The sequence below is a fragment of the Achromobacter sp. NFACC18-2 genome (assembly GCF_900108985.1).
GTDB lineage: Bacteria > Pseudomonadota > Gammaproteobacteria > Burkholderiales > Burkholderiaceae_B > Achromobacter.
Genome location: NZ_FNYM01000004.1, coordinates 323,823 through 340,957, shown reverse-complemented (window position 1 = coordinate 340,957; position 17,135 = coordinate 323,823). Strand labels below are relative to the sequence as shown.

At 66.5% G+C, this 17,135-nt stretch carries 19 protein-coding genes; 6 read left to right on the top strand and 13 right to left on the bottom strand.

What is annotated here, in order from left to right; all coding sequences use genetic code 11:
• Position 1 precedes the first annotated feature (1 nt).
• Together BMW75_RS08580 and BMW75_RS08575 are read right to left on the bottom strand one after the other, a co-directional pair.
• Positions 2 to 643, bottom strand: a complete 642-nt coding sequence (locus tag BMW75_RS08580) for a hypothetical protein (RefSeq protein WP_092578543.1) — start codon at positions 641 to 643, stop codon at positions 2 to 4.
• Between the two features lie 175 nt (positions 644 to 818).
• The gene (locus BMW75_RS08575; protein ID WP_092578541.1) at positions 819 to 1,322 is read right to left on the bottom strand and encodes a nucleoside deaminase; all 504 of its coding nucleotides are present in this window, start codon (positions 1,320 to 1,322) and stop codon (positions 819 to 821) included.
• A 171-nt stretch (positions 1,323 to 1,493) separates the two neighbouring features.
• Here BMW75_RS08575 and BMW75_RS08570 point away from each other — a divergent pair, with 171 nt between their 5' ends.
• Positions 1,494 to 2,546 carry a C1 domain-containing protein gene (locus BMW75_RS08570; protein ID WP_254791963.1) on the top strand — a complete coding sequence of 351 codons (1,053 nt, stop codon included), beginning with the start codon at positions 1,494 to 1,496 and terminating at the stop codon, positions 2,544 to 2,546.
• Between the two features lie 3 nt (positions 2,547 to 2,549).
• Here the strand turns inward: BMW75_RS08570 and BMW75_RS08565 are convergent, their stop codons facing one another.
• The 3 genes from BMW75_RS08565 to BMW75_RS08555 all read right to left on the bottom strand — a co-directional run bounded on the left by BMW75_RS08565 (position 2,550) and on the right by BMW75_RS08555 (position 5,079).
• Complete coding sequence (locus tag BMW75_RS08565) at positions 2,550 to 3,128, bottom strand: hypothetical protein (protein WP_139208507.1); 579 nt, start codon at positions 3,126 to 3,128, stop codon at positions 2,550 to 2,552.
• A gap of 117 nt (positions 3,129 to 3,245) precedes the next feature.
• Positions 3,246 to 3,989, bottom strand: coding sequence for a DUF899 domain-containing protein (locus tag BMW75_RS08560; protein WP_092578639.1), 744 nt, complete (start codon positions 3,987 to 3,989; stop codon positions 3,246 to 3,248).
• Positions 3,990 to 4,179: 190 nt separating this feature from the next.
• Positions 4,180 to 5,079, bottom strand: coding sequence for a LysR family transcriptional regulator (locus BMW75_RS08555; protein ID WP_092578537.1), 900 nt, complete (start codon positions 5,077 to 5,079; stop codon positions 4,180 to 4,182).
• A gap of 111 nt (positions 5,080 to 5,190) precedes the next feature.
• Between BMW75_RS08555 and BMW75_RS08550 the strand changes: the two genes are divergently transcribed.
• Entirely contained in the window at positions 5,191 to 6,219 is a 1,029-nt protein-coding gene (locus BMW75_RS08550; protein WP_092578535.1) for an NADP-dependent oxidoreductase, read from the top strand.
• 13 nt (positions 6,220 to 6,232) lie between these two features.
• Here the strand turns inward: BMW75_RS08550 and BMW75_RS08545 are convergent, their stop codons facing one another.
• Positions 6,233 to 6,655 (bottom strand): hypothetical protein, encoded by a 423-nt coding sequence (locus BMW75_RS08545; protein ID WP_092578533.1) that lies wholly within the window; start codon positions 6,653 to 6,655, stop codon positions 6,233 to 6,235.
• A 42-nt stretch (positions 6,656 to 6,697) separates the two neighbouring features.
• Positions 6,698 to 8,266: an eCIS core domain-containing protein gene (locus tag BMW75_RS08540; protein WP_256381717.1), complete on the bottom strand. Its 1,569-nt coding sequence runs from the start codon at positions 8,264 to 8,266 to the stop codon at positions 6,698 to 6,700.
• A 569-nt stretch (positions 8,267 to 8,835) separates the two neighbouring features.
• Here BMW75_RS08540 and BMW75_RS08535 point away from each other — a divergent pair.
• A complete protein-coding gene (locus BMW75_RS08535) occupies positions 8,836 to 9,585 on the top strand; it encodes an SDR family oxidoreductase (protein WP_092578529.1) in 750 nt (249 codons plus the stop codon).
• A gap of 103 nt (positions 9,586 to 9,688) precedes the next feature.
• Positions 9,689 to 10,297 (top strand): hypothetical protein, encoded by a 609-nt coding sequence (locus BMW75_RS08530; RefSeq protein WP_092578527.1) that lies wholly within the window; start codon positions 9,689 to 9,691, stop codon positions 10,295 to 10,297.
• Between the two features lie 402 nt (positions 10,298 to 10,699).
• Here the strand turns inward: BMW75_RS08530 and BMW75_RS08520 are convergent, their stop codons facing one another.
• The 6 genes from BMW75_RS08520 to BMW75_RS08495 all read right to left on the bottom strand — a co-directional run bounded on the left by BMW75_RS08520 (position 10,700) and on the right by BMW75_RS08495 (position 15,477).
• Positions 10,700 to 11,476 (bottom strand): HpcH/HpaI aldolase family protein, encoded by a 777-nt coding sequence (locus BMW75_RS08520; protein WP_092578525.1) that lies wholly within the window; start codon positions 11,474 to 11,476, stop codon positions 10,700 to 10,702.
• Positions 11,477 to 11,484: 8 nt separating this feature from the next.
• Positions 11,485 to 12,267 carry a 2-oxo-hept-4-ene-1,7-dioate hydratase gene (gene hpaH / locus BMW75_RS08515; protein WP_076520499.1) on the bottom strand — a complete coding sequence of 261 codons (783 nt, stop codon included), beginning with the start codon at positions 12,265 to 12,267 and terminating at the stop codon, positions 11,485 to 11,487.
• Positions 12,257 to 13,144, bottom strand: a complete 888-nt coding sequence (locus BMW75_RS08510; protein ID WP_092578523.1) for a fumarylacetoacetate hydrolase family protein — start codon at positions 13,142 to 13,144, stop codon at positions 12,257 to 12,259. The genes hpaH and BMW75_RS08510 overlap by 11 nt, the downstream gene beginning before the upstream one ends.
• Positions 13,141 to 14,013 carry an amidohydrolase family protein gene (locus tag BMW75_RS08505; protein WP_092578521.1) on the bottom strand — a complete coding sequence of 291 codons (873 nt, stop codon included), beginning with the start codon at positions 14,011 to 14,013 and terminating at the stop codon, positions 13,141 to 13,143. The genes BMW75_RS08510 and BMW75_RS08505 overlap by 4 nt, the downstream gene beginning before the upstream one ends.
• Positions 14,014 to 14,025: 12 nt before the next feature.
• The gene (locus BMW75_RS08500) at positions 14,026 to 14,406 is read right to left on the bottom strand and encodes a RidA family protein (RefSeq protein ID WP_092578519.1); all 381 of its coding nucleotides are present in this window, start codon (positions 14,404 to 14,406) and stop codon (positions 14,026 to 14,028) included.
• A gap of 102 nt (positions 14,407 to 14,508) precedes the next feature.
• Positions 14,509 to 15,477: a Bug family tripartite tricarboxylate transporter substrate binding protein gene (locus BMW75_RS08495; protein ID WP_076520503.1), complete on the bottom strand. Its 969-nt coding sequence runs from the start codon at positions 15,475 to 15,477 to the stop codon at positions 14,509 to 14,511.
• 242 nt (positions 15,478 to 15,719) lie between these two features.
• Here BMW75_RS08495 and BMW75_RS08490 point away from each other — a divergent pair, with 242 nt between their 5' ends.
• The gene (locus tag BMW75_RS08490) at positions 15,720 to 16,352 is read left to right on the top strand and encodes a flavin reductase family protein (protein WP_092578517.1); all 633 of its coding nucleotides are present in this window, start codon (positions 15,720 to 15,722) and stop codon (positions 16,350 to 16,352) included.
• The gene (locus BMW75_RS08485; RefSeq protein ID WP_092578515.1) at positions 16,349 to 17,134 is read left to right on the top strand and encodes an IclR family transcriptional regulator; all 786 of its coding nucleotides are present in this window, start codon (positions 16,349 to 16,351) and stop codon (positions 17,132 to 17,134) included. The genes BMW75_RS08490 and BMW75_RS08485 overlap by 4 nt, the downstream gene beginning before the upstream one ends.
• Position 17,135: the final 1 nt, after the last annotated feature.

Genomic DNA, 17,135 nt, shown 5'->3' with positions numbered 1-17,135 from the left:
ATCAGTAGTAGATGTCGACGTAGTCCGTCAGGCCGCCGCAGGCTTCCATCTGCTGAAGACGCCAGTACTTGCGCTTGCCAGTGGCCTTGAACTCGTAATCGCCGGTGCGCTCGCAGCGGCGGCCCTTGTCCGGCGCATCCAGGATCAGGATCGTGCCGCGCAGCACGAAGCGGTCGCGGTCGATCGAGACGACCTCGCCTTTGACCTTCAGCGTGCCTTCGTGGTTGGCCTGCGTGCCCTCCAGGCGCACCACGTCGTTGTCGTCGATCGCGTTCATCTTGCCGCGCTTGGCGGACCACAGCCATTGCAGCGTCACGCCGCTGTTGTTCAGAAGGCGCTCGTAAGCGACCTGGTCGTTGATGCGGGTCTTTTGCACGGGCGCGAGCGCGCCGGCGGGGGACTGCTGGGCCGCGGTCGGTTGGGCGGGCGCTTGCTGAGCGGGCGCTTGCTGGACGGGCGCCTGTTGAACCGGCGCCGGGTTGTTTGAACCCGCGCGCGGAGGCAGGATGGCCGCGCCAGGATCCTTGGCCGCCAGGGCGGGCGCGGCGGCGGCAAAGGCCAGGCCCAGCGCGAGAATCAGATTTCCGGACTGGCGTTTGATACCCGAGACGCCGGCTGCGCCGCGATCAACGTTGGTTTGCATGGTCTGTATCAAGAAGGGGAAAGGGGATGCGCCGTCTTTCGATCTTGATGGGACCGGGCCGATTGGCCCTGACCCCGATTTACGGCACGGGCGCCAACTTAGCATGGGCCCGCGCGCAAATAATTGCCGTCTTTCGCACAGGTGTATCGATTCGTGAAACGAAAGACAGATTGCTTCAAACGCCGGCGCCGCGTCCCCACCCCTTTTTGCGGACGTTCTCTTCATGCAGCAGGCGCACCTGTTCGACAAACTCCGGCACCGGCCCCACGGTCTCGATGCCTTCGACGACCTCGGCAATGGGCAAGGACCGCACCGGCGAGGGCGGCACGCCCCAGCCCCGCATCCACGCCGCGTATTGGGCCGACGACACGGCGTAGACGATCCGGCCCAGGCCCACCCAGCCATGCGCCGCCGAGCACATGGCGCAGTGCTCGCCCGAGGTATAGACGGTGCACGCCGCGCGTTCGGCCTCGGGCACATGGGCCGCGGCCCAGCGCGCGATCTCGAACTCCGGGTGCCGCGTGCGGTCGCCGGAGGAAACGTGGTTGTGGTCCTCGAACAGCACCCGGCCGTCGCCGGACACCAACACCGATCCAAAAGGCTGGTCTCCGGCGTCGAGCGCCTGCCTGGCCAGCTCGACGCATCGGGCCAGATGCTGCTTGTCCGTTTCGGTAATCACACGCGATCTCCTTGTAAAGAATGGGCCGGCGCCCACCGGCCCCGACCTGCTTATTGGACTACAACACGACAACCGCAGCGGCAGGCGATTCCCCCAGCTTGGCGCAACCGGGCAGCGGCTGGCGAGGGCGTCGTCAAATATAGGCCGCCCCGCACGGTTTAACATCGCGCGATGCTATTCATCCTCTTTCTCTGGATCGCGCTGGCCATCGTGGTCGGCGTCATGGCCAAGGGGCGCGGCCGCAATGGAGTCGGCTGGACCGTGCTGGCCGGCCTGATCAGCCCGCCGGTGGCGGGCGTGTTCCTCATGTCGATTGCCAACCGGTCACCGCATGCGAGCCAACCCATCCCGGCCTCGCACATCGATTGCCCCTTGTGCGGCGGGCGGATCCTGCGCGAGGCGCGCGTGTGCCGGCACTGTGGCGGCGACGTGACGCAGGCGTTGAGCCAGGCCGATCCTGCGGTTGTACGCGAGGGCTACTGGTTCGACGACCTGAACCCGTCGGTCGAACTGAAGCGGACCGCGGGCCGCGTGGCCCGGGCGCAAGCACAGCCGCCCTGGCTGGTGGTGGATCAAGCGCTGGATTCCATCGTGATCGGCAGCCGTTGGCCCGGGCAGCTCTGGCGCGTGCGGGTCGTCAAGCTGGGCGACATGTCGGGCCTGGTCGCCGACCCCGGCTACTGGCGCGCCGTGACGGTGGAATTGCTGGACGAGTTGCCCTTGTCCGTCCTGTTCGGGCCGCAAGGCGAGGCCGTGCTGGACATCATCCAGAAGATCGACACGCTGACGCGCGCCCAGGCGCAGGCGCTGGCCGACAACGTGCCGCGCGACGCCTGGATGGCCTACAGCCGGGCCTGGATGCGGTGGTCGCGGCAAAACGAAGCGGGCGAGCCGGGCGCCGGCGACGCCGACGAATGGCGCGGCGTGCTGGCCGCCAGCCGGCGCGGCGACAAGGCCCGCTCGCCGATCCATTCCGGTTTCCTGCTGATCCACAGCCAGTTGCGGCAGCGCGCCGCGCGCGTGGAGGGCGACGGCGCTTTCATCCTGGTCGAGGAAGACGGCGAGACCGAACAGACGCTCAATCCGCTGTGGCAAGGCGCCTGCGATGCGCTGCTGTTTGCCGCGATGGCGCGGGCCGCGCCGCAGTACGTGTCCGATGACGACGCGCTGACATTGACGCAGGCCTGGAACCGGGTGTTCGACGCAGCCCCGCCGCGCGCGTGAGGCTCACCACATTTCTTCGTGCAGGATTTTCCGGGCTCGCTTGAAAGTGATCACCGCCAGCCAGGCCGCCAGGATCAACGCGATCCAGCCGGTCATGTTGTGCTTTACCTTGCGAGAATGGTTCCAGTCATGGACCTGCTTGGCGTCGACCAACGTTTCACCGTTCCTGCGCACCCCATAGACCCGGACGGGTATGGCCATGTTGTACTGAAGCGCGATCTTGCCGTCGGTAAGCTGCGCCTCGTCTTCGAGCACCATGAATTCCACGTGCTCGCCCTCGGTGTACCGGACGTTGTAGGTCGCGTCGAAGAACTTGAACACCATGTAGGGATAGTTGCCCGAATACACGCAAGGCACGCTGTAGGATTGCCACCGTCCGCGTATCCGAGCCTGGGCGTCGCAGCTTGCCACCTTGTCCACCCGCAATTGAATCGTGTGCAGCTTCGCGGGGTCATAGGGCAGGCGGATGTCGCTTGCCGCGTTGAAGCAGAAGATGGCGATGCCGATGAGGACGAGCGCACCCAACGCAGGAAGGCGGCAAGGCCGGAAGGCGCGCTTCCAGTCAGCCAGTTCGCTACTCATGCGGGCTGACTCGGGTACGTTGCGGGCGGTTGCGTGGGCCTTGGTCGATTTTCATGACGCGCGCTGCAGAATTTGCGAGCGCGTATCTTAAGACATGCGCCTTGCCGCCGTATCCGCCTACGTGGGATCGCAGTGGTTCCGGAACGCCTTTTCGCCCGCGTCTGACACCTCTACCCACTTCTGGTCCGGCGGCGCATCCGGCTCATAGCTGTCGTGCCAGTTCCACCATTTGTAGGTGGGCGTCTGCGGATAGCCTTCCGGAGAATCCTCCCAAAGCTCCTGCCGGCCAAGCGGCGTGATGTCCAGGTAGTTCCACGTGCCGCCCATCTGCTCGTCGCCGCGGTTGTTCAGGAAATACGTGCGGAACACGCGGTCGCCGTCGCGAAAGAACACATTCGTGCCGTGCCATTCGTCCACCCCGAAGTCGGCGTCGAAACGGTCGGTGATCGTGAACCAAGGCATCGTCCAGCCCATGCGGGCCTTCACGCGTTCGATGTCCGCCTGCGGCGCGCGCGAGACAAAGACCAGTGTCGTGTCGCGCGCATTCAGATGCGCCAGATGCGCGACCTGGTCGGCCACCATCGAGCAGCCGCGGCACGCGTGATCCGGCCAGCCGAACACGCCCGGTTCGTGGAACGCCCGGTAGACGATGAGCTGGCGGCGGCCGTCGAACAGATCGCGCAGGGTGACTCTGCCGGCCGGACCTTCAAAGACATATTCCTTGTCCACCGCCGTCCACGGCATGCGGCGGCGTTCCGCGGCCAGGGCGTCGCGCGCGCGGGTAAGGGCTTTTTCCTTGATCAGCAGTTGTTGGCGGGCGGCTTCCCAGTCTTCAGCGGATACGACCGGGGGCGTTTGCATGGCGGGCCGGGCGCCATTGCCGGCGGATGCGGGGGGCGTGGTCATGGCTTGATCCTCTTGATGGCTTCGATCCCGAGGGCGCAGCGATGCGGCGCGGGGAGTGGGAACAGTGTGGCACCGGGAGGGGCACAGCCAGGAGTAACAAATCTGGCGTGTAAAGGCGTCACGTGCGTCACGTGCGTCAGCCCCGTCAGGCGGGTATCGGCGCGGCCTCGCGCGGGGTCGCCTGCGCGGTCCACCCTCGCAGGCTTTCGCGCAGCAGCGCGACGGCGGCCTGGCCGCTCTCGGTCAGCCGATGCGCCGCGTACAGCCCAAACTGCGCGCTCAAAGGCAGGGCGCCCTCGTCGCCGATCGAAATCACGCGCATGGTGTCGGGGCGCAGGCACTCGGTCGTCAGCAGGGCGACACCCAGGCCGTTTTCGACGGCGGCGATCGTGGCGCCCACGTTGTGGCTGGTCAGCGAGACCCGGAAATCACGTCCCGACGCCGTCAGCGCATCGAACGCCAGCCGGCGCCAGGAGCAGGGTTCGGCGTACACGATCACGTCCAGCGGCTGGTCCGGGGCCACGGTCTCGTCGATGCCGCATGCCCAGTGCAGGTCCACGGTCCACGTTTCGATGGGTTCATCGACGAACCCCACGCAGGCGCCCACGGCCACATCCAGCGTGCCGTCCTGCCAGCGTGCGGCCAGGCGCTCGCCGTCGTCGATCACGACCTCCAGATGCAGATTGGGACACGAACGCCGCAGCCGCCCCAGCGCGGCCGGCAACGCCGCCACCGCCACGTCTTCGGACAGTCCGATGCGCACGCTGCCCGCCACCGCGCGCTCGCGCAGCCGCGCGGCGGCGGCCTCGCCCAGCGCGAGGATGCGGTTGGCGTAGCTCAGCAGCAATTCCCCCTCGGTCGTGGGCGCCATGCCCCGGCCGGTGCGATGCAGCAGCCGCTTGCCGACCATTTCCTCCAGGCGGCGGATCTGGGTACTGAGCGCCGATTGCGCACGGCCGGCCTGGTCCGCGGCGCGGCTGAGGCTGCCGTAGCGGCAGACGGCGACAAAGGTGCGGAGCAGGGCAGGGTCGAAGTCGGCTGACATTATCAATCCATGAAATCTGGTTTACGAGGTATCAGTCTAGTTGTAACTCTCCGGCGTGCCTAGGATGACCCTTGTCGCGAAATGTCCGACTCAATTCAAGGAGCCATCCCCATGACACAACCCCAAAATCAGCGCGTCGTCCTCGCGTCCCGCCCCGTTGGCCGCCCCAAAGCCAGTGATTTCCGCGTCGAGCACGCACCCATTCCCGAACCGGCCGAAGGCCAGGTGCTGCTGGAAGTCCAGACCCTGTCGCTGGACCCCTACATGCGCTGGCGCGTCAGCGAAGAGAAGTCCTATGCCGCGCCCATGGCAATCGGTGACGTCATGGTCGGCGGCACGGTCGCCCGGGTCAAAACGTCCCGCCACCCTGATTGGCGCGAGGGCGACATCGTGCTGTCCGCCGCCGGTTGGCAACGTTACGCGCTGTCCGACGGCAGCGATCTGCGCCGCCTTGATCCGGCCATTGCGCCGCCGTCCACCGCGCTGGGCGTGCTGGGCATGCCCGGCCTCACGGCCTACGTGGGATTGCTGAACATCGGCCGGCCCAAGCCGGGCGAAACCGTCGTCGTCGCGGCCGCCAGCGGCGCGGTGGGTTCGGTCGTCGGCCAGATCGCGCGCATCCAGGGCGCTCGCGTGGTGGGCATTGCCGGCGGGCCGGAGAAGTGCGCCTTCGTCAAGGAAGCGCTGGGCTTTGACGTGGTGGTGGATCACCGCGCTCCCGATTTCGCGCAAAAGCTGGCCGAGGCCTGCCCCGACGGCATCGACGTGTATTTCGAGAACGTCAGCGGCCATGTGTGGGACGCCGTGCTGCCGCTCTTGAACGACTTTGCCCGCGTGCCCGTGTGCGGAACGATCGCCAACTACAACGACGGCCCGGCCGACCGAAACGGTCCGGACCGCCTGCCCGCGACCATGCGCGAGATCCTTTCCCGCCGCATCACCATGCAAGGCTTCATCGTGTTTGACTTCCCGAAAGAGCAGGAAGACGAGTTCCTGCGCGTGGCCGGGCAGTGGATCCGCGAAGGCAAGCTGCGCTGGCGCGAGGACGTGGTCAACGGGCTGGAGCGTGCGCCCGAAGCGCTGATCGGTTTGCTGGAAGGGAAGAACTTCGGGAAGCTGGTGGTGCGGGTGGGCGACTGACGCCCGGGGCGCCTTACTGGCCGACGGTGCGCGCCTTGCTGCGCCGCGCCTTCGGCTTGGGCGCCACGCCCAGGCGCGGGTCCCGGGCCACCGCCAATCCGGCCAGCGCGGCCGCGGTCGCTTCGAACGCGTCGTCGGTCTGCGGCAGGTAAAGCCATTTGCCCAGCACAGGATGCGGCACCAGGGACGGCATGTCGGCCATCAAGGCCGCATGCCGTTCCTGCGACGTGCAGACCATCACGCCATTCCAGGGATCGTCGCGGTCCGCGACGATCAGGTACAGCAGGCCATCGAGGTAGGCGGCATCGGCGCCGAACATCTTGCGGTGCATGTAGCCTGCGTCCCGCTCCAGGGGCTCAAGTATCCACACCAGCGAATTCAGGCGCGCGGCGCGCTGCTTGCTGGGCGGGGCGAAGGGATCGGACCTGTTGCGCATAAAAGGCAGTGTAGCCAACGGCCAGCCGGCACGGGCGGGCGGCTATTGCCCAGTGCCCTCGAACAGCGGCGCCAGCGGCATGAGAGGACCGTATTGCTTGAACTTGCGCCAGTTCTCCGCCGCCTGCCGCAGTTCCTCGTTTTTCTGCGCTTCCTCCAGGATCTCCGAGACGCGAGGCGCCAGGGCGACTGCCATATCGATAATGTCGTTTGCCGTGTAGCCGCGCTCCCAGCGCGCGCGCAACGTCATGTCGTCGCCCTTGGCCCGCATCGCGCGCGTCGCCTCCTTGATCATGGCCTTGCGCTGATCGGCGGAAAGACGCTCCGCGAACGAAATGCCCGCCACGAGGCCCTGGATAAAGCCCTTCTCGCGATACCCCGTCGTGGCGGCCACCTGGCTGGCGACGCTGCGGCTGATGACCTTGGGCGCCAGATTGTCGCGAATCCAGCCGCGGCTCAGCCGCAGCAGCCCCGCGCACAGCCCCTGGCCAAACCCCGAACGCATGCCTTCCGCGCGCGCGGCCTCCTGCGCCTCGGCATAGGTCATGGCGAACTGGACCATCAACATGATCGCGTCCTGCGGCCCGGGCATCAGGAAGTCCGCCACCCAGCCCGCGGCGCTGCCGATCTTGCCCAGCGCCGAGGCGGTGCGGCCCGAGACCTTCAGGACCGATGTCGCTTCCTCGGCCACCACGGTGCTGGCGGCGGTGGCGGGCACGGTCGCCGGCGTCTTCCCATAGCGCTGCTCGAATTCCGCCATGCGCGGGGGGCCGGCGCCTACCTTCGGCGGCTCGCCAGGGACGCGCGGCTTGGTGGCCGGCTGTTCGACCGGGAGCTGGGGCAGGGAAGTCTTCGGGCGCGGGCGCCCGGCGGTCTCGGGATGCTGGACAAACTTTTCGTCGGGAAGCCCGGCCTGCACGGCCGGTTGCCGCATGCTGGACAGGGATCGGTAATGTCCGGAGCCGTCGTTCCAGGACTTGACCTTGCCCCCCTCGAACTCGACCTGTCCCGCCCAGTTGACGCGTTCGCCCCGGGCGGCCTCGGTGTGGCCGATCGCGCCCATCCTGTTCTTGGCCTTGACCGCAAATATCTCGCCATCCTTCACGACAAAGTCATAGTTGCCGCGCGCCGTCCTGCCATACCGGCCGCCGACCTCTTTCCATGTGCCATTGACGTTCTTGAGCCGGATCACATCGCGCGAAGATCCGAACGCGGGCGCGTCCCTGGGCAGATTGCCGTAGGTTGGGCCGCGCGGCTCGCGCTGCAGCAGCATCGCGCCGCCGGCCGGCAAGGAGGACTGCTGGATGACGTGCACCAGTTCGTGCGCAAGCAGGGCCAGGCCCGCAGGCGTGCCGGGCGCATATTCGTGGGCGCCCAGGACGATGTGATGGCCGATGGTGAATGCGCGGGCTTGCACGGCGTCCGCCGACGCGATGGCCCGCTTGTCCGAATGCAGGCGCACGCCGCTGAAATCCGTGCCGAATCGCGGTTCCATGAACGACCGCGTGTAGGCGTCAAGGGGATGTCCGGGCGACGCCAGGACCTCGCCCAGAAGGGGCGATCCGCTCTCCCTTGCCGCGCCGGCCACGTCAACCGGTCGAAGGGAGCGCATCGCACGACGCGGCGCCGGGTCGCCGCGCGGCATGTCCGGCCGCGGATCGGGGGCTTGCATAACCTGCATGGAGAGCCGGTGCGCTTGCTTCTCGGACGGGTCGCTCGCTTGGCTGATCGAGAGGGGCTCGCTCGGGGGATGCACGGATATCCGCTCCAGCGCGTGCACAGGGGGCGCGGCCGTGGGCGGCGCGGTGATCGCTTTGCGATCCTCCGAGGCCGCGCCATCAGGCGTACTCCATGCCGCCCGGCTGGCCGCGCTGCCTCGTCCGCCGCGCACGGCCGTTGCGCGGGGGGAAGCTGCCTTCGACTGCTGTACGAAAGTGCGCATGGTTTCGCTCCGTTCGTTCACACGTCTGATGCCGGGATATTGTCCATCTTAATGGATGACCCGCCTATCGGGGCGGGTGAATTCCAACGCCCATCTTTCACCCCGGCAAGGCGTCCACGAGCCGGCAGGCTGACGGCCCAAACCGACGGCGACACCGGAATCAGACCGCAAGAACCGGATGGCTGGGCGGGCAGCCCCCGCAGAGAATGGCGGCTCACTACGCACACCGGAGAGCCAACATGGGCCTGCTGCAGGGAAAAATTGCCATCATCACGGGGGCGTCGTCGGGAATCGGCCGCGCCGCCGCGCTGTTGTTCAGCGCCGAAGGGGCCGCCGTCGTGCTGAATGCCAGGGGCGAATCCGCTTTGGAAGACGTGGCCGCCAGCATTCGCGGCCGGGGTGGAAAGGTACGCACCGTTGCGGGCGACGCCCGCCAGCCCGCCACGCACGAGCGCCTGATTGCAGAAGCGGTGGGGGCATTCGGCGGCCTGGATATCGCATTCAACAACGCCGGGGCGACGGGACCCATCGCACCGCTGGCGGACCTCAGCTTCGCCGATTGGCAGGAGACGATCGCCGTGAACTTGCATGCGGCATTCCTTGGCAGCGCGCACCAGATTCCCGCCATGCTGGCGCGCGGGGGCGGCGCGATCCTCTTTACCTCCAGTTTTGTCGGCACGAGCGTGGGGCTTCCCGGGATGGCGGCCTATGGCGCCGCCAAGGCCGGATTGATGGGGCTGGTCAAGGGAATCACGGCGGATTATGGCCACCGGGGCATCCGCGCCAACGCGCTCATGCCGGGCGGCGTGGACACAGCCATGGCGGGCGATAGCGCACAGAAGGAATGGGCGGCAGGTCTGCATGCGATGAAGCGGATCGCGCGACCGGACGAGATCGCCAGCGCCGCCTTGTTTCTGGCAAGCCCGATGGCAAGCTTCGTCAGCGGGTCCGCCTTGTTTGCCGACGGGGGGAATTCCGCGGTGAAGTGACGGCTGGCCGTTTCTGCAATACTGCGGGCTTCGCCGCCAGGCGGCGCGTCCGTCATCGCGTGACGCCGCGTCGCCGGATTATCGGCCTTCGGATAGACCGGTCATGTCTGAACACCACCAATTCATCTTTCCCCGCGACTTCCATTTGCCGCCGCCGGACTGGCCGGCCCTGCAAGCTCGGCTATTGGAAGGCGGCTATGTGCTGGCCCCGCAAGGCGAAAACATCCCCTACAGCGCCATCCGGGGCGATAGCGCCGACGCGGACGACGCATTCTGGCACAGCCCGCAATACTGCCTTGGTCCCGCGGCCAGGCCGTATCTGAGCGAGCACGTCAGAGCGGACTATGACGCCGATCCCAGAAACTTTCCCCTGCAATTGCTGGCTTACGACGGTCCTCATCCGCGCGTCATGGTTGGCGAAAATCTCTGCGAGCCCCAAGTCCCGGGATCGGACGAGCTCGCGCGTCCGATGGCGTCCGAGGCCTACGTGGACCTCATCGGCCAAGCCTACGAAAACCCGGCGGTGCAATGGCATTGCGAACGGAACGGGCAGTATTACCGGATCCTTGAGCTGGATTGGCACTACAGCCTGGCGATGGGGTTTCGGATGGTGCGATGCGAGGGGCTGGATCGAGAGAGCGCAGAAGGCCTTGCGTCATTGATCGGCGAGCTGGCGGGGCAGGTCATGCGATGCAGCCATCGGCACTTGTGACGGCGTGCATCGGCGCGAGCGCCGCCGCCCTACAGCCAGAGACAATTTGACACGCCGCGTGGGGCGCAAGCTGTCATCTTGGACCATCCTGGAAAAAATCCCGACACGAGACCGATCACGAAGGAGCGATATGTCGATTCAAATGTTAGGCCGATGCGGTGTCATGCTGTTCCTTGCTGCGCTGAGCGCAGGTTGCTCAACGGTAGCCGGTGAATGCGGATGGCTTCGCAGCAGTTGCATGTATGAAGGGCAGTACGAATCGGGCGAGGAAGACTACGCCGAAGACGAAGCGAAGCGCTTGAATCAAGAGTCGTCGGATCGGTTGCGCCGCAGTTCGGGCAATTGATTCGCAGGAGACGGCGTGCGCCCGGCACGCCGTTTCTTGTGCAAGATGTTGTATGCCTACGCCTTGGCTGCGCCCGCAAAGCGCGCCGCCAGCTGATCGCAGTGCCGCGCCAGGATCGCCGCGTCGACGCCCACCGCCGTGTACACGCTTCCCGCCGCCATGTACCGCCGCGCCAGTGTCTCGTCCGGCGTCAGCACGCCCGGCGCCTTGCCCGCGGCGCGCACGCGGCGGATGGCCTGTTCCACTTCGGCCACGACCTTCGGATGCTGCGGCTCGCCGGGATAGCCCAGGCTGGCCGCCAGGTCCGCCGGCCCGATGAAGACGCCATCCACGCCGTCCACCGCGATGATGGCGTCCAGGTTCTCCAGCGCCTCGCCGGTCTCGGCCTGCACCAGCAGGCACAGTTCTTCTTCGCAACGGCGCATGTAGTCGGGCACCCGGCCGTAGCGCGTGGCGCGCATGGTGCCGCTCACGCCCCGCACGCCGCGCGGCGCGTAGCGCATGCCTGCTACGGCGCTTTCGGCTTCAACGGCGTTCTGCACGTAAGGCAGCAGCAGCGTCTGCGCGCCGATGTCCAGATACTGCTTGATCTGCACCTTGTCATTCCAGGACGGCCGCACGACAGGATGGCTGCCGTACGCGGCCGCCGCCTGCAGCTGCGCCATCACGGTGGGCAGCAGCACGGGCGTGTGCTCGGTGTCCAGCAGCAGCCAGTCAAAGCCGCTGGCCGCGACCAGTTCCGTGCTGTTCGGATGGCCCAGCGTGACCCACAGCCCCGTCTGGTGACGCTGTTCGCGCAGCGCGCGCTTGAACGTATTGATGGGAAGTTCCATGCGGCGTCCTAGGAAAAGTGCACCGAAATGCTGCCGAGCTTGCCGTAGTCGGCATGCAGCGTGTCGCCGCGCTTGACCGCGACGGTGCGGGTGAACGACCCGGCCAGCACGATCTGCCCGGCGGCCAGGCCCGTATCGTGCTGCGCCAGCTTGTTGGCCAGCCAGGCAATGCCCAGCGCCGGATGCCCCAGCACCGCGGCCGACACGCCCGATTCCTCGATCACGCCGTTCTTCAGCAGCAGCGCGCCCACCCAGCGCAGATCGATGTCCAGCGGCCGCACCGGCCGGCCGCCCAGCACGATGCCCGCGCACGCGGCGTTGTCGGCGATGTTGTCCACGATGCGGCGCGGATACTTGCTGCGCCCGTCGATCAGTTCCAGCGCGGGCACCACATAGTCGGTCGCGTCCAGCACGTCGAACAGGCTCACGTCGGGACCCCGCAGCGGCTTGCCCAGCACGAAGGCCAGTTCCACTTCCACGCGCGGCACAATCAGTTTGTCAGTCGGAATGGTCTCGCCATCCTGATAAAACATCGTGTCCAGCAGATGCCCGTAGTCCGGCTCGTCGATGCCGACCGTGCTTTGCATGGCTTTGGACGTCAGGCCGATCTTGTGGCCGCGCAGCTTGGCGCCCGCGGCGAGCTTCTGGTCGATGATGCGCTTCTGGATCGCGTAGGCGTCGGCAATCTCGATGCCGGGAAAGGCCTGGTCGAGCTGCGTGGTGGGCACGCCGCTGCGTTCTGCTTCCAGCAGCAGGCCGGCGGCGCGGTCGCGATCGGCTTCATTGAGCATGGCGGGTTCCTTGTGCGGGTGCGGCCGTTTCATCGGCCACGGAGTTGGACAGGACGCCGATGCCGGCGACTTCCACCTCGACCACGTCGCCCGGTTTCAGGAAGCGTGGCGGCGTGAAGCGCACGCCGGCGCCTATCGGCGTGCCGGTCGAGATCACGTCGCCCGGCTTGAGCGTGGTCCAGATGGAGATGTAGCGGATCAGTTCGGCGAACGGGAACATCAGGTTGTCGGTGGTGTCCTGCTGGCGCAGTTCGCCGTTCACCCGCGTGCTGACGGTGAGCGGCGCGGCCGGGTCGAACTCGTCAGCCGTCACCAGCCACGGTCCCATCGACCCGCTGGCGTCGAAGTTCTTGCCTTGCGTCACATTGAATTTGCCGTGTTTGAGCCAATCGCGCACCGTGCCTTCGTTCAGGCAGGTCAGGCCCGCGATGTGGCTCCAGGCGTCTTGCGCGGCGATGCGGCGGCCGGCCTTGCCGATCACGATGGCGATTTCACCTTCGTAATCCAGTTGTTCCGATTCCGGCGGGCGGAGCAAGGGTTCGCCATGCCCCACGAAAGACCCCGGAAAGCGCGGAAACACGCTGGGATAGGCGGGCGGCGCGCTGCCGTCCTGGTATTCCTCGTTGCGCTTGCCGTAGTTCACGCCCACGCAGATGATTTTTTCAGGGGCGGGGATGGGCGGCAGCAGGCGCACCTGGTCCAGCTTGTGCGTGACGGGCAGCGTCTCGGCCAGACGCGCCAGCGCGGGCAGGTCGCCCGCTTCCAGCGCGGCACGCAGGCTGTCGTGGCCCTGGCCGTCCAGTGCAACGATCTGGTCCTGGCCGCGCAGCGCGCCAAACCGCGCGCGTCCTTCATGGGTGAAGCTGAGCAGTTTCATTCGTCGAATCCAAAAAGGCGGGTAGGGTTGTCGACCAGGATCTTCTTGAGCGTGGCCTCGTCGCCCGCATAGCGCGCCAACTGGTCCAGCAGGCGGCCCTCGTTGGGCGTGGCTTTCACCGACACCGGATGGGGCCAGTCGCTGCCCCACACCACGCGGTCCGGGTTCGCGGCGATCAGCGCCTGGGCCAGCGGGATCACATCGTCCCAAGGCTCGCCCGCGCGCGAGATCTTTTCCGTCAGCGACAACATCACCCAGAAATTGCCGCGCTTGAGCAGCGACTCCAGCTTGCGGCGCGTCGGATCGGCGGCGCCCGCCGTCGGATCGGCGCGGCCCATGTGATCCAGCAGCACCGGAATATCCAGGTTCTCGAACTGCGCCGCCTGCGCCATCATCCCGTCGGGCTCGGGTTGGAACTTGGCGTACCAGCCCAGCTCGCGGATGCGGGCGATGGCGCGGTCGAACACGTCGGGCGCCATGCTGATGCCCAGCCCCTGGCGCGTGAAGCGCGCGCCGCGCACGCCCGCGTCGTGCAGCTTCTGGATGTAGGCGTCGTCGCGCTCGGCCAGCACCACGGCGTTGGCGCAACCGCGATACGACGGCCCGGCGGCCGCCAGGCCGTCCAGCACCACCTGGTGATCCGCGCCGTACGTCGTGGCCTGCACGATCACGCCGCGCTCGATGCCCAGCAGCCGGTGCAGGCCCAGCGCCGTCTCGATGGTCGCGCTGGGCATCTCATAGGCCGCGCCCGGGCGCACCGGATAGCGGTCCGCGGGGCCGAACACATGAAACTGGCTGTCGCACGAGCGCGGCGGCAGGCGATAGCCCGGCGCGGTCGGATTGGGATTGAAGGGTTGGTATTGCGCCATCGTCAGGCTCCTTTAGCCGATCACGGCCACGAAATCGCACTCGATGAGCTTGTCGCCATCCAGGTCCGCCTGCATGGTGTGGCGCGCCGGACGGTTCTGCGCATCCGGAAACGCGCGCAGCCACACCGCATTCAGCGCCGCGCGCTGGCTGCGGTCGCGCATCCACACCGTCATCTTCGCGATGTGATCCAGCGAGCCGCCGCCCGCTTGCACGATGCGGCGCACGTGGTCGAACATCAGTTCGCACTGGCGTTCAAGGGACTCGCCGTAGGCGCCTGTCGCCGGGTCAGTGCCCTGGATGCTGCCGGAATACAGCATCGGGCCGATCCGGCAGGCGGCGGGGATGGGGTTCTTGTGGCTGAAGCCTTCGGCATAGATGCTGCGTCTGCTCATGGGGTCTTCCGTGTGGGGTCGATGTGTCGGGGGAGGGGGCGCGTCGTGTTGCCGCGCTCCGGGGATTTGGCTGGCCGCTGTTGTGGCAGATCTCGTGGCTATTCAGTTGGCCGTGATGCCGGCGCGCTTGATGATCGGCGTCCAGCGCGCGTCCTCGGCGGCCAGGTAGCGCGTGAATTCCTCGGGCGAACTGCCGCGCGCCTGCGCGCCCAGGTCGTCGAAGCGCTGGATGATCGTCGGCTCCGCCAGGATCTTGGTCAGCGCCGCGCTCAGCTTGTCCAACACCTCCTGCGGCGTGCCCTTGGGCGCCAGCAGGCCGGTAAACGTCGCCGCCTCCATGCCCTGCACCCCGGCTTCCGCAAACGTCGGCACATCCGGCATCGACGGCACGCGCTTGGCCGTCGTCACCGCCAGCGCCCGCAGCCGGCCTTCCTTCACATAAGGCAGCGCCACCGAAATCTGGTCGAAATTGAAATCCACCTGGCCGCCCAGCAGATCCGTCGTCGCCGGCGCGTTGCCCTTGTATTGCGCCGTCGTCCAGCGCGCGCCCGTCAGCGACTGCAGCAACTCGCTCACCAGATGATTCGTCGTGCCCGCGCCGGGCGAGGCCATGTTGAGCTTGCCCGGCTCCTTCTTTGCCAGCGCCAGCAGCTCGGCCAGGGTCTTCGCCGGCAGCTCAGGACGCACCTGCAACACGAGCGGCGTATAGGACACCGAACTGATCGGCGCGAAGTCCCGGTCCCACTTGTAGGCGTCGCGCTTGAAGATCAGCGGAGAGAAAAGCAGCGGGCCATTCGCCGCCATGAACAATGTGTAGCCATCCGGCTCGGACCGCGCCACCTGCTCGCCGGCAATCATCCCGCCCGCGCCCGGCTTGTTCTCCACGATGAACGGCTGCCCCAACGCCGCCTGCAACCCCGGCGCGATCAGCCGCGCCGCCACATCCACATTCCCGCCGGGCGGGTAGGGCACAACGATCTTCACGGGCTTCTCGGGCCAGGCGGCGTGCGCCATCGAGGTAAGGACAGTCAGCGCCACAGTGGCGCAGGCGCGGAGCGCGGTGCGGTTCATGTTTAGTCTCCTGTGCGTGTCATCGCGTTTTGTTTGTTTGATGACACTCTAGGAATTTGCGTGGTTTGGAACAACGGCAATTTCGCGAAAAGTTCCGGATATTGGACTCTTTAGGCCTGTCGATTTAGGTGCCACTTTCGGATTGGCCTCGCTAGGCCGGAAAATCAGGCTTGGCGCACTATGTCCGCATTGATGTGCCCCCAATCTGATGTTCAATATCCGGACTACCGAGCGAGACAACCATGCACTTCCCCGCAAGCGACCTGAACCCCGAACAGACCTACCGCTTGATGAGCGGCATCATCGTGCCGCGCCCCATCGCCTGGATCAGCACCATCAACGCCAACGGCGTCGTCAACCTGGCGCCCTTCAGTTGCTACACCTTCGTGTCCAACCAGCCGCCCATGGTCGGCATCAACATCGGCAGAAAAGCCGGCGAGCGCAAGGACACCGGACGCAACATCATCGAAAACGGCCACTTCGTCGTGAACATCGCCGACGAGACGCTGCTGGATCCCTTGCATGAAAGCGCCCAGGAACATCCGCCCGAAATCAGCGAGGCCGAATTGCTTGGCCTGGAGGTGCTGGCGGGCGAGGTAATCGCCACCCCCCGCCTGGCCGCAGCGCCCATCAGCCTGGAATGCCGGCTCCATAGCGTCACGCCTTTCGGAAATACCGGTGCGGAGTTTTTTGTAGGCGAAGTTGTCATGTTCCACATCCGCGACGGCCTGATGCAAGACGGCAAGATCGACACCGGAAGGCTGCGCCCCATCTGCCGCATCGGCGGGCCCAACTATGCGTCGCTGGGCGAAATCATCACCAAGCGCGGCATCGCGCAGACACCGAAATCCGTCATGAAACCGGAGGTCGCATGAGCGATCCCGAAGATAAAAGCGCGTCCGGCGCGCAAACCGTTCGGCGAGCATTGGCGTTGCTGCGCCTGATTGCCTGCGGTCAGGAGCGTGGCGTGCGCCTGGTGGACCTGGAACGCATGTCTGGCCTGAACCGGCCAACCGTGCATCGATTGCTGAAAACCTTGGTGCAGGAAGAAGCGGTCGAACAGGATCCGGAAACGCGCCGGTATCTGATCGGGCAGGAAATCACGCTACTCGGATTGGCGCGCACGCGGCGCTTTCCGTTACTGACGCTGGCGGATCCGTATATGGCGGAGCTGGCGGATCAGGTGGGGGATACGGTGTTTCTCAGTATCCGGCATGGGCATGATTCGATTTGCATCGGGCGGCGGACCGGGCGGCATCCGATACAGGTGTTGTCGATTGAGGTTGGTGTTCGTCGGCCGCTTGGGGTGGGGGTGTCCGGGGTGGCGTTGTTGGCGAGTTTGGATGCGGAGGAGAGTGTGCGCCTAGTGCGGAGTAATGCGGCGCGGTTGGAGGGGGAGCGGGTGGAGGATGTGATTGCGCGGGTTGAAGTGGCACGAAGGGATGGGCTGGCGCATGCGCCGGCGGGGTTAATGCCGGGGACGAGTGCGGTGGCGGTGCCGATTATGTCGGCTCGAGGGGAGGCGTTGGGGGCGATTACGGTGACGGCGATGGCGGAGCGGTTGGGGGTGGAGCGGTTTGAGGGGGTGGTGGAGAGGATGAGGGCGGCGGCGGGGGGGATTGCGGGGAGGTGGGGGCAGGTGTCGAGCCGGGGGTGAA

What these genes read in the sequence shown, in the direction of transcription:
- BMW75_RS08510 (WP_092578523.1), bottom strand. Translation starts at nt 13,144, where the DNA reads ATGAAACTGCTCAGCTTCACCCATGAAGGACGCGCGCGGTTTGGCGCG.
- BMW75_RS08555 (WP_092578537.1), bottom strand. Translation starts at nt 5,079, where the DNA reads ATGTCAGCCGACTTCGACCCTGCCCTGCTCCGCACCTTTGTCGCCGTC.
- BMW75_RS08500 (WP_092578519.1), bottom strand. Translation starts at nt 14,406, where the DNA reads ATGAGCAGACGCAGCATCTATGCCGAAGGCTTCAGCCACAAGAACCCC.
- hpaH (WP_076520499.1), bottom strand. Translation starts at nt 12,267, where the DNA reads ATGCTCAATGAAGCCGATCGCGACCGCGCCGCCGGCCTGCTGCTGGAA.
- BMW75_RS08485 (WP_092578515.1), top strand. Translation starts at nt 16,349, where the DNA reads ATGAGCGATCCCGAAGATAAAAGCGCGTCCGGCGCGCAAACCGTTCGG.
- BMW75_RS08535 (WP_092578529.1), top strand. Translation starts at nt 8,836, where the DNA reads ATGGGCCTGCTGCAGGGAAAAATTGCCATCATCACGGGGGCGTCGTCG.
- BMW75_RS08560 (WP_092578639.1), bottom strand. Translation starts at nt 3,989, where the DNA reads ATGCAAACGCCCCCGGTCGTATCCGCTGAAGACTGGGAAGCCGCCCGC.
- BMW75_RS08520 (WP_092578525.1), bottom strand. Translation starts at nt 11,476, where the DNA reads ATGGAACTTCCCATCAATACGTTCAAGCGCGCGCTGCGCGAACAGCGT.
- BMW75_RS08565 (WP_139208507.1), bottom strand. Translation starts at nt 3,128, where the DNA reads ATGAGTAGCGAACTGGCTGACTGGAAGCGCGCCTTCCGGCCTTGCCGC.
- BMW75_RS08570 (WP_254791963.1), top strand. Translation starts at nt 1,494, where the DNA reads ATGCTATTCATCCTCTTTCTCTGGATCGCGCTGGCCATCGTGGTCGGC.
- BMW75_RS08550 (WP_092578535.1), top strand. Translation starts at nt 5,191, where the DNA reads ATGACACAACCCCAAAATCAGCGCGTCGTCCTCGCGTCCCGCCCCGTT.
- BMW75_RS08490 (WP_092578517.1), top strand. Translation starts at nt 15,720, where the DNA reads ATGCACTTCCCCGCAAGCGACCTGAACCCCGAACAGACCTACCGCTTG.
- BMW75_RS08495 (WP_076520503.1), bottom strand. Translation starts at nt 15,477, where the DNA reads ATGAACCGCACCGCGCTCCGCGCCTGCGCCACTGTGGCGCTGACTGTC.
- BMW75_RS08505 (WP_092578521.1), bottom strand. Translation starts at nt 14,013, where the DNA reads ATGGCGCAATACCAACCCTTCAATCCCAATCCGACCGCGCCGGGCTAT.
- BMW75_RS08540 (WP_256381717.1), bottom strand. Translation starts at nt 8,266, where the DNA reads ATGCGCTCCCTTCGACCGGTTGACGTGGCCGGCGCGGCAAGGGAGAGC.
- BMW75_RS08530 (WP_092578527.1), top strand. Translation starts at nt 9,689, where the DNA reads ATGTCTGAACACCACCAATTCATCTTTCCCCGCGACTTCCATTTGCCG.
- BMW75_RS08580 (WP_092578543.1), bottom strand. Translation starts at nt 643, where the DNA reads ATGCAAACCAACGTTGATCGCGGCGCAGCCGGCGTCTCGGGTATCAAA.
- BMW75_RS08545 (WP_092578533.1), bottom strand. Translation starts at nt 6,655, where the DNA reads ATGCGCAACAGGTCCGATCCCTTCGCCCCGCCCAGCAAGCAGCGCGCC.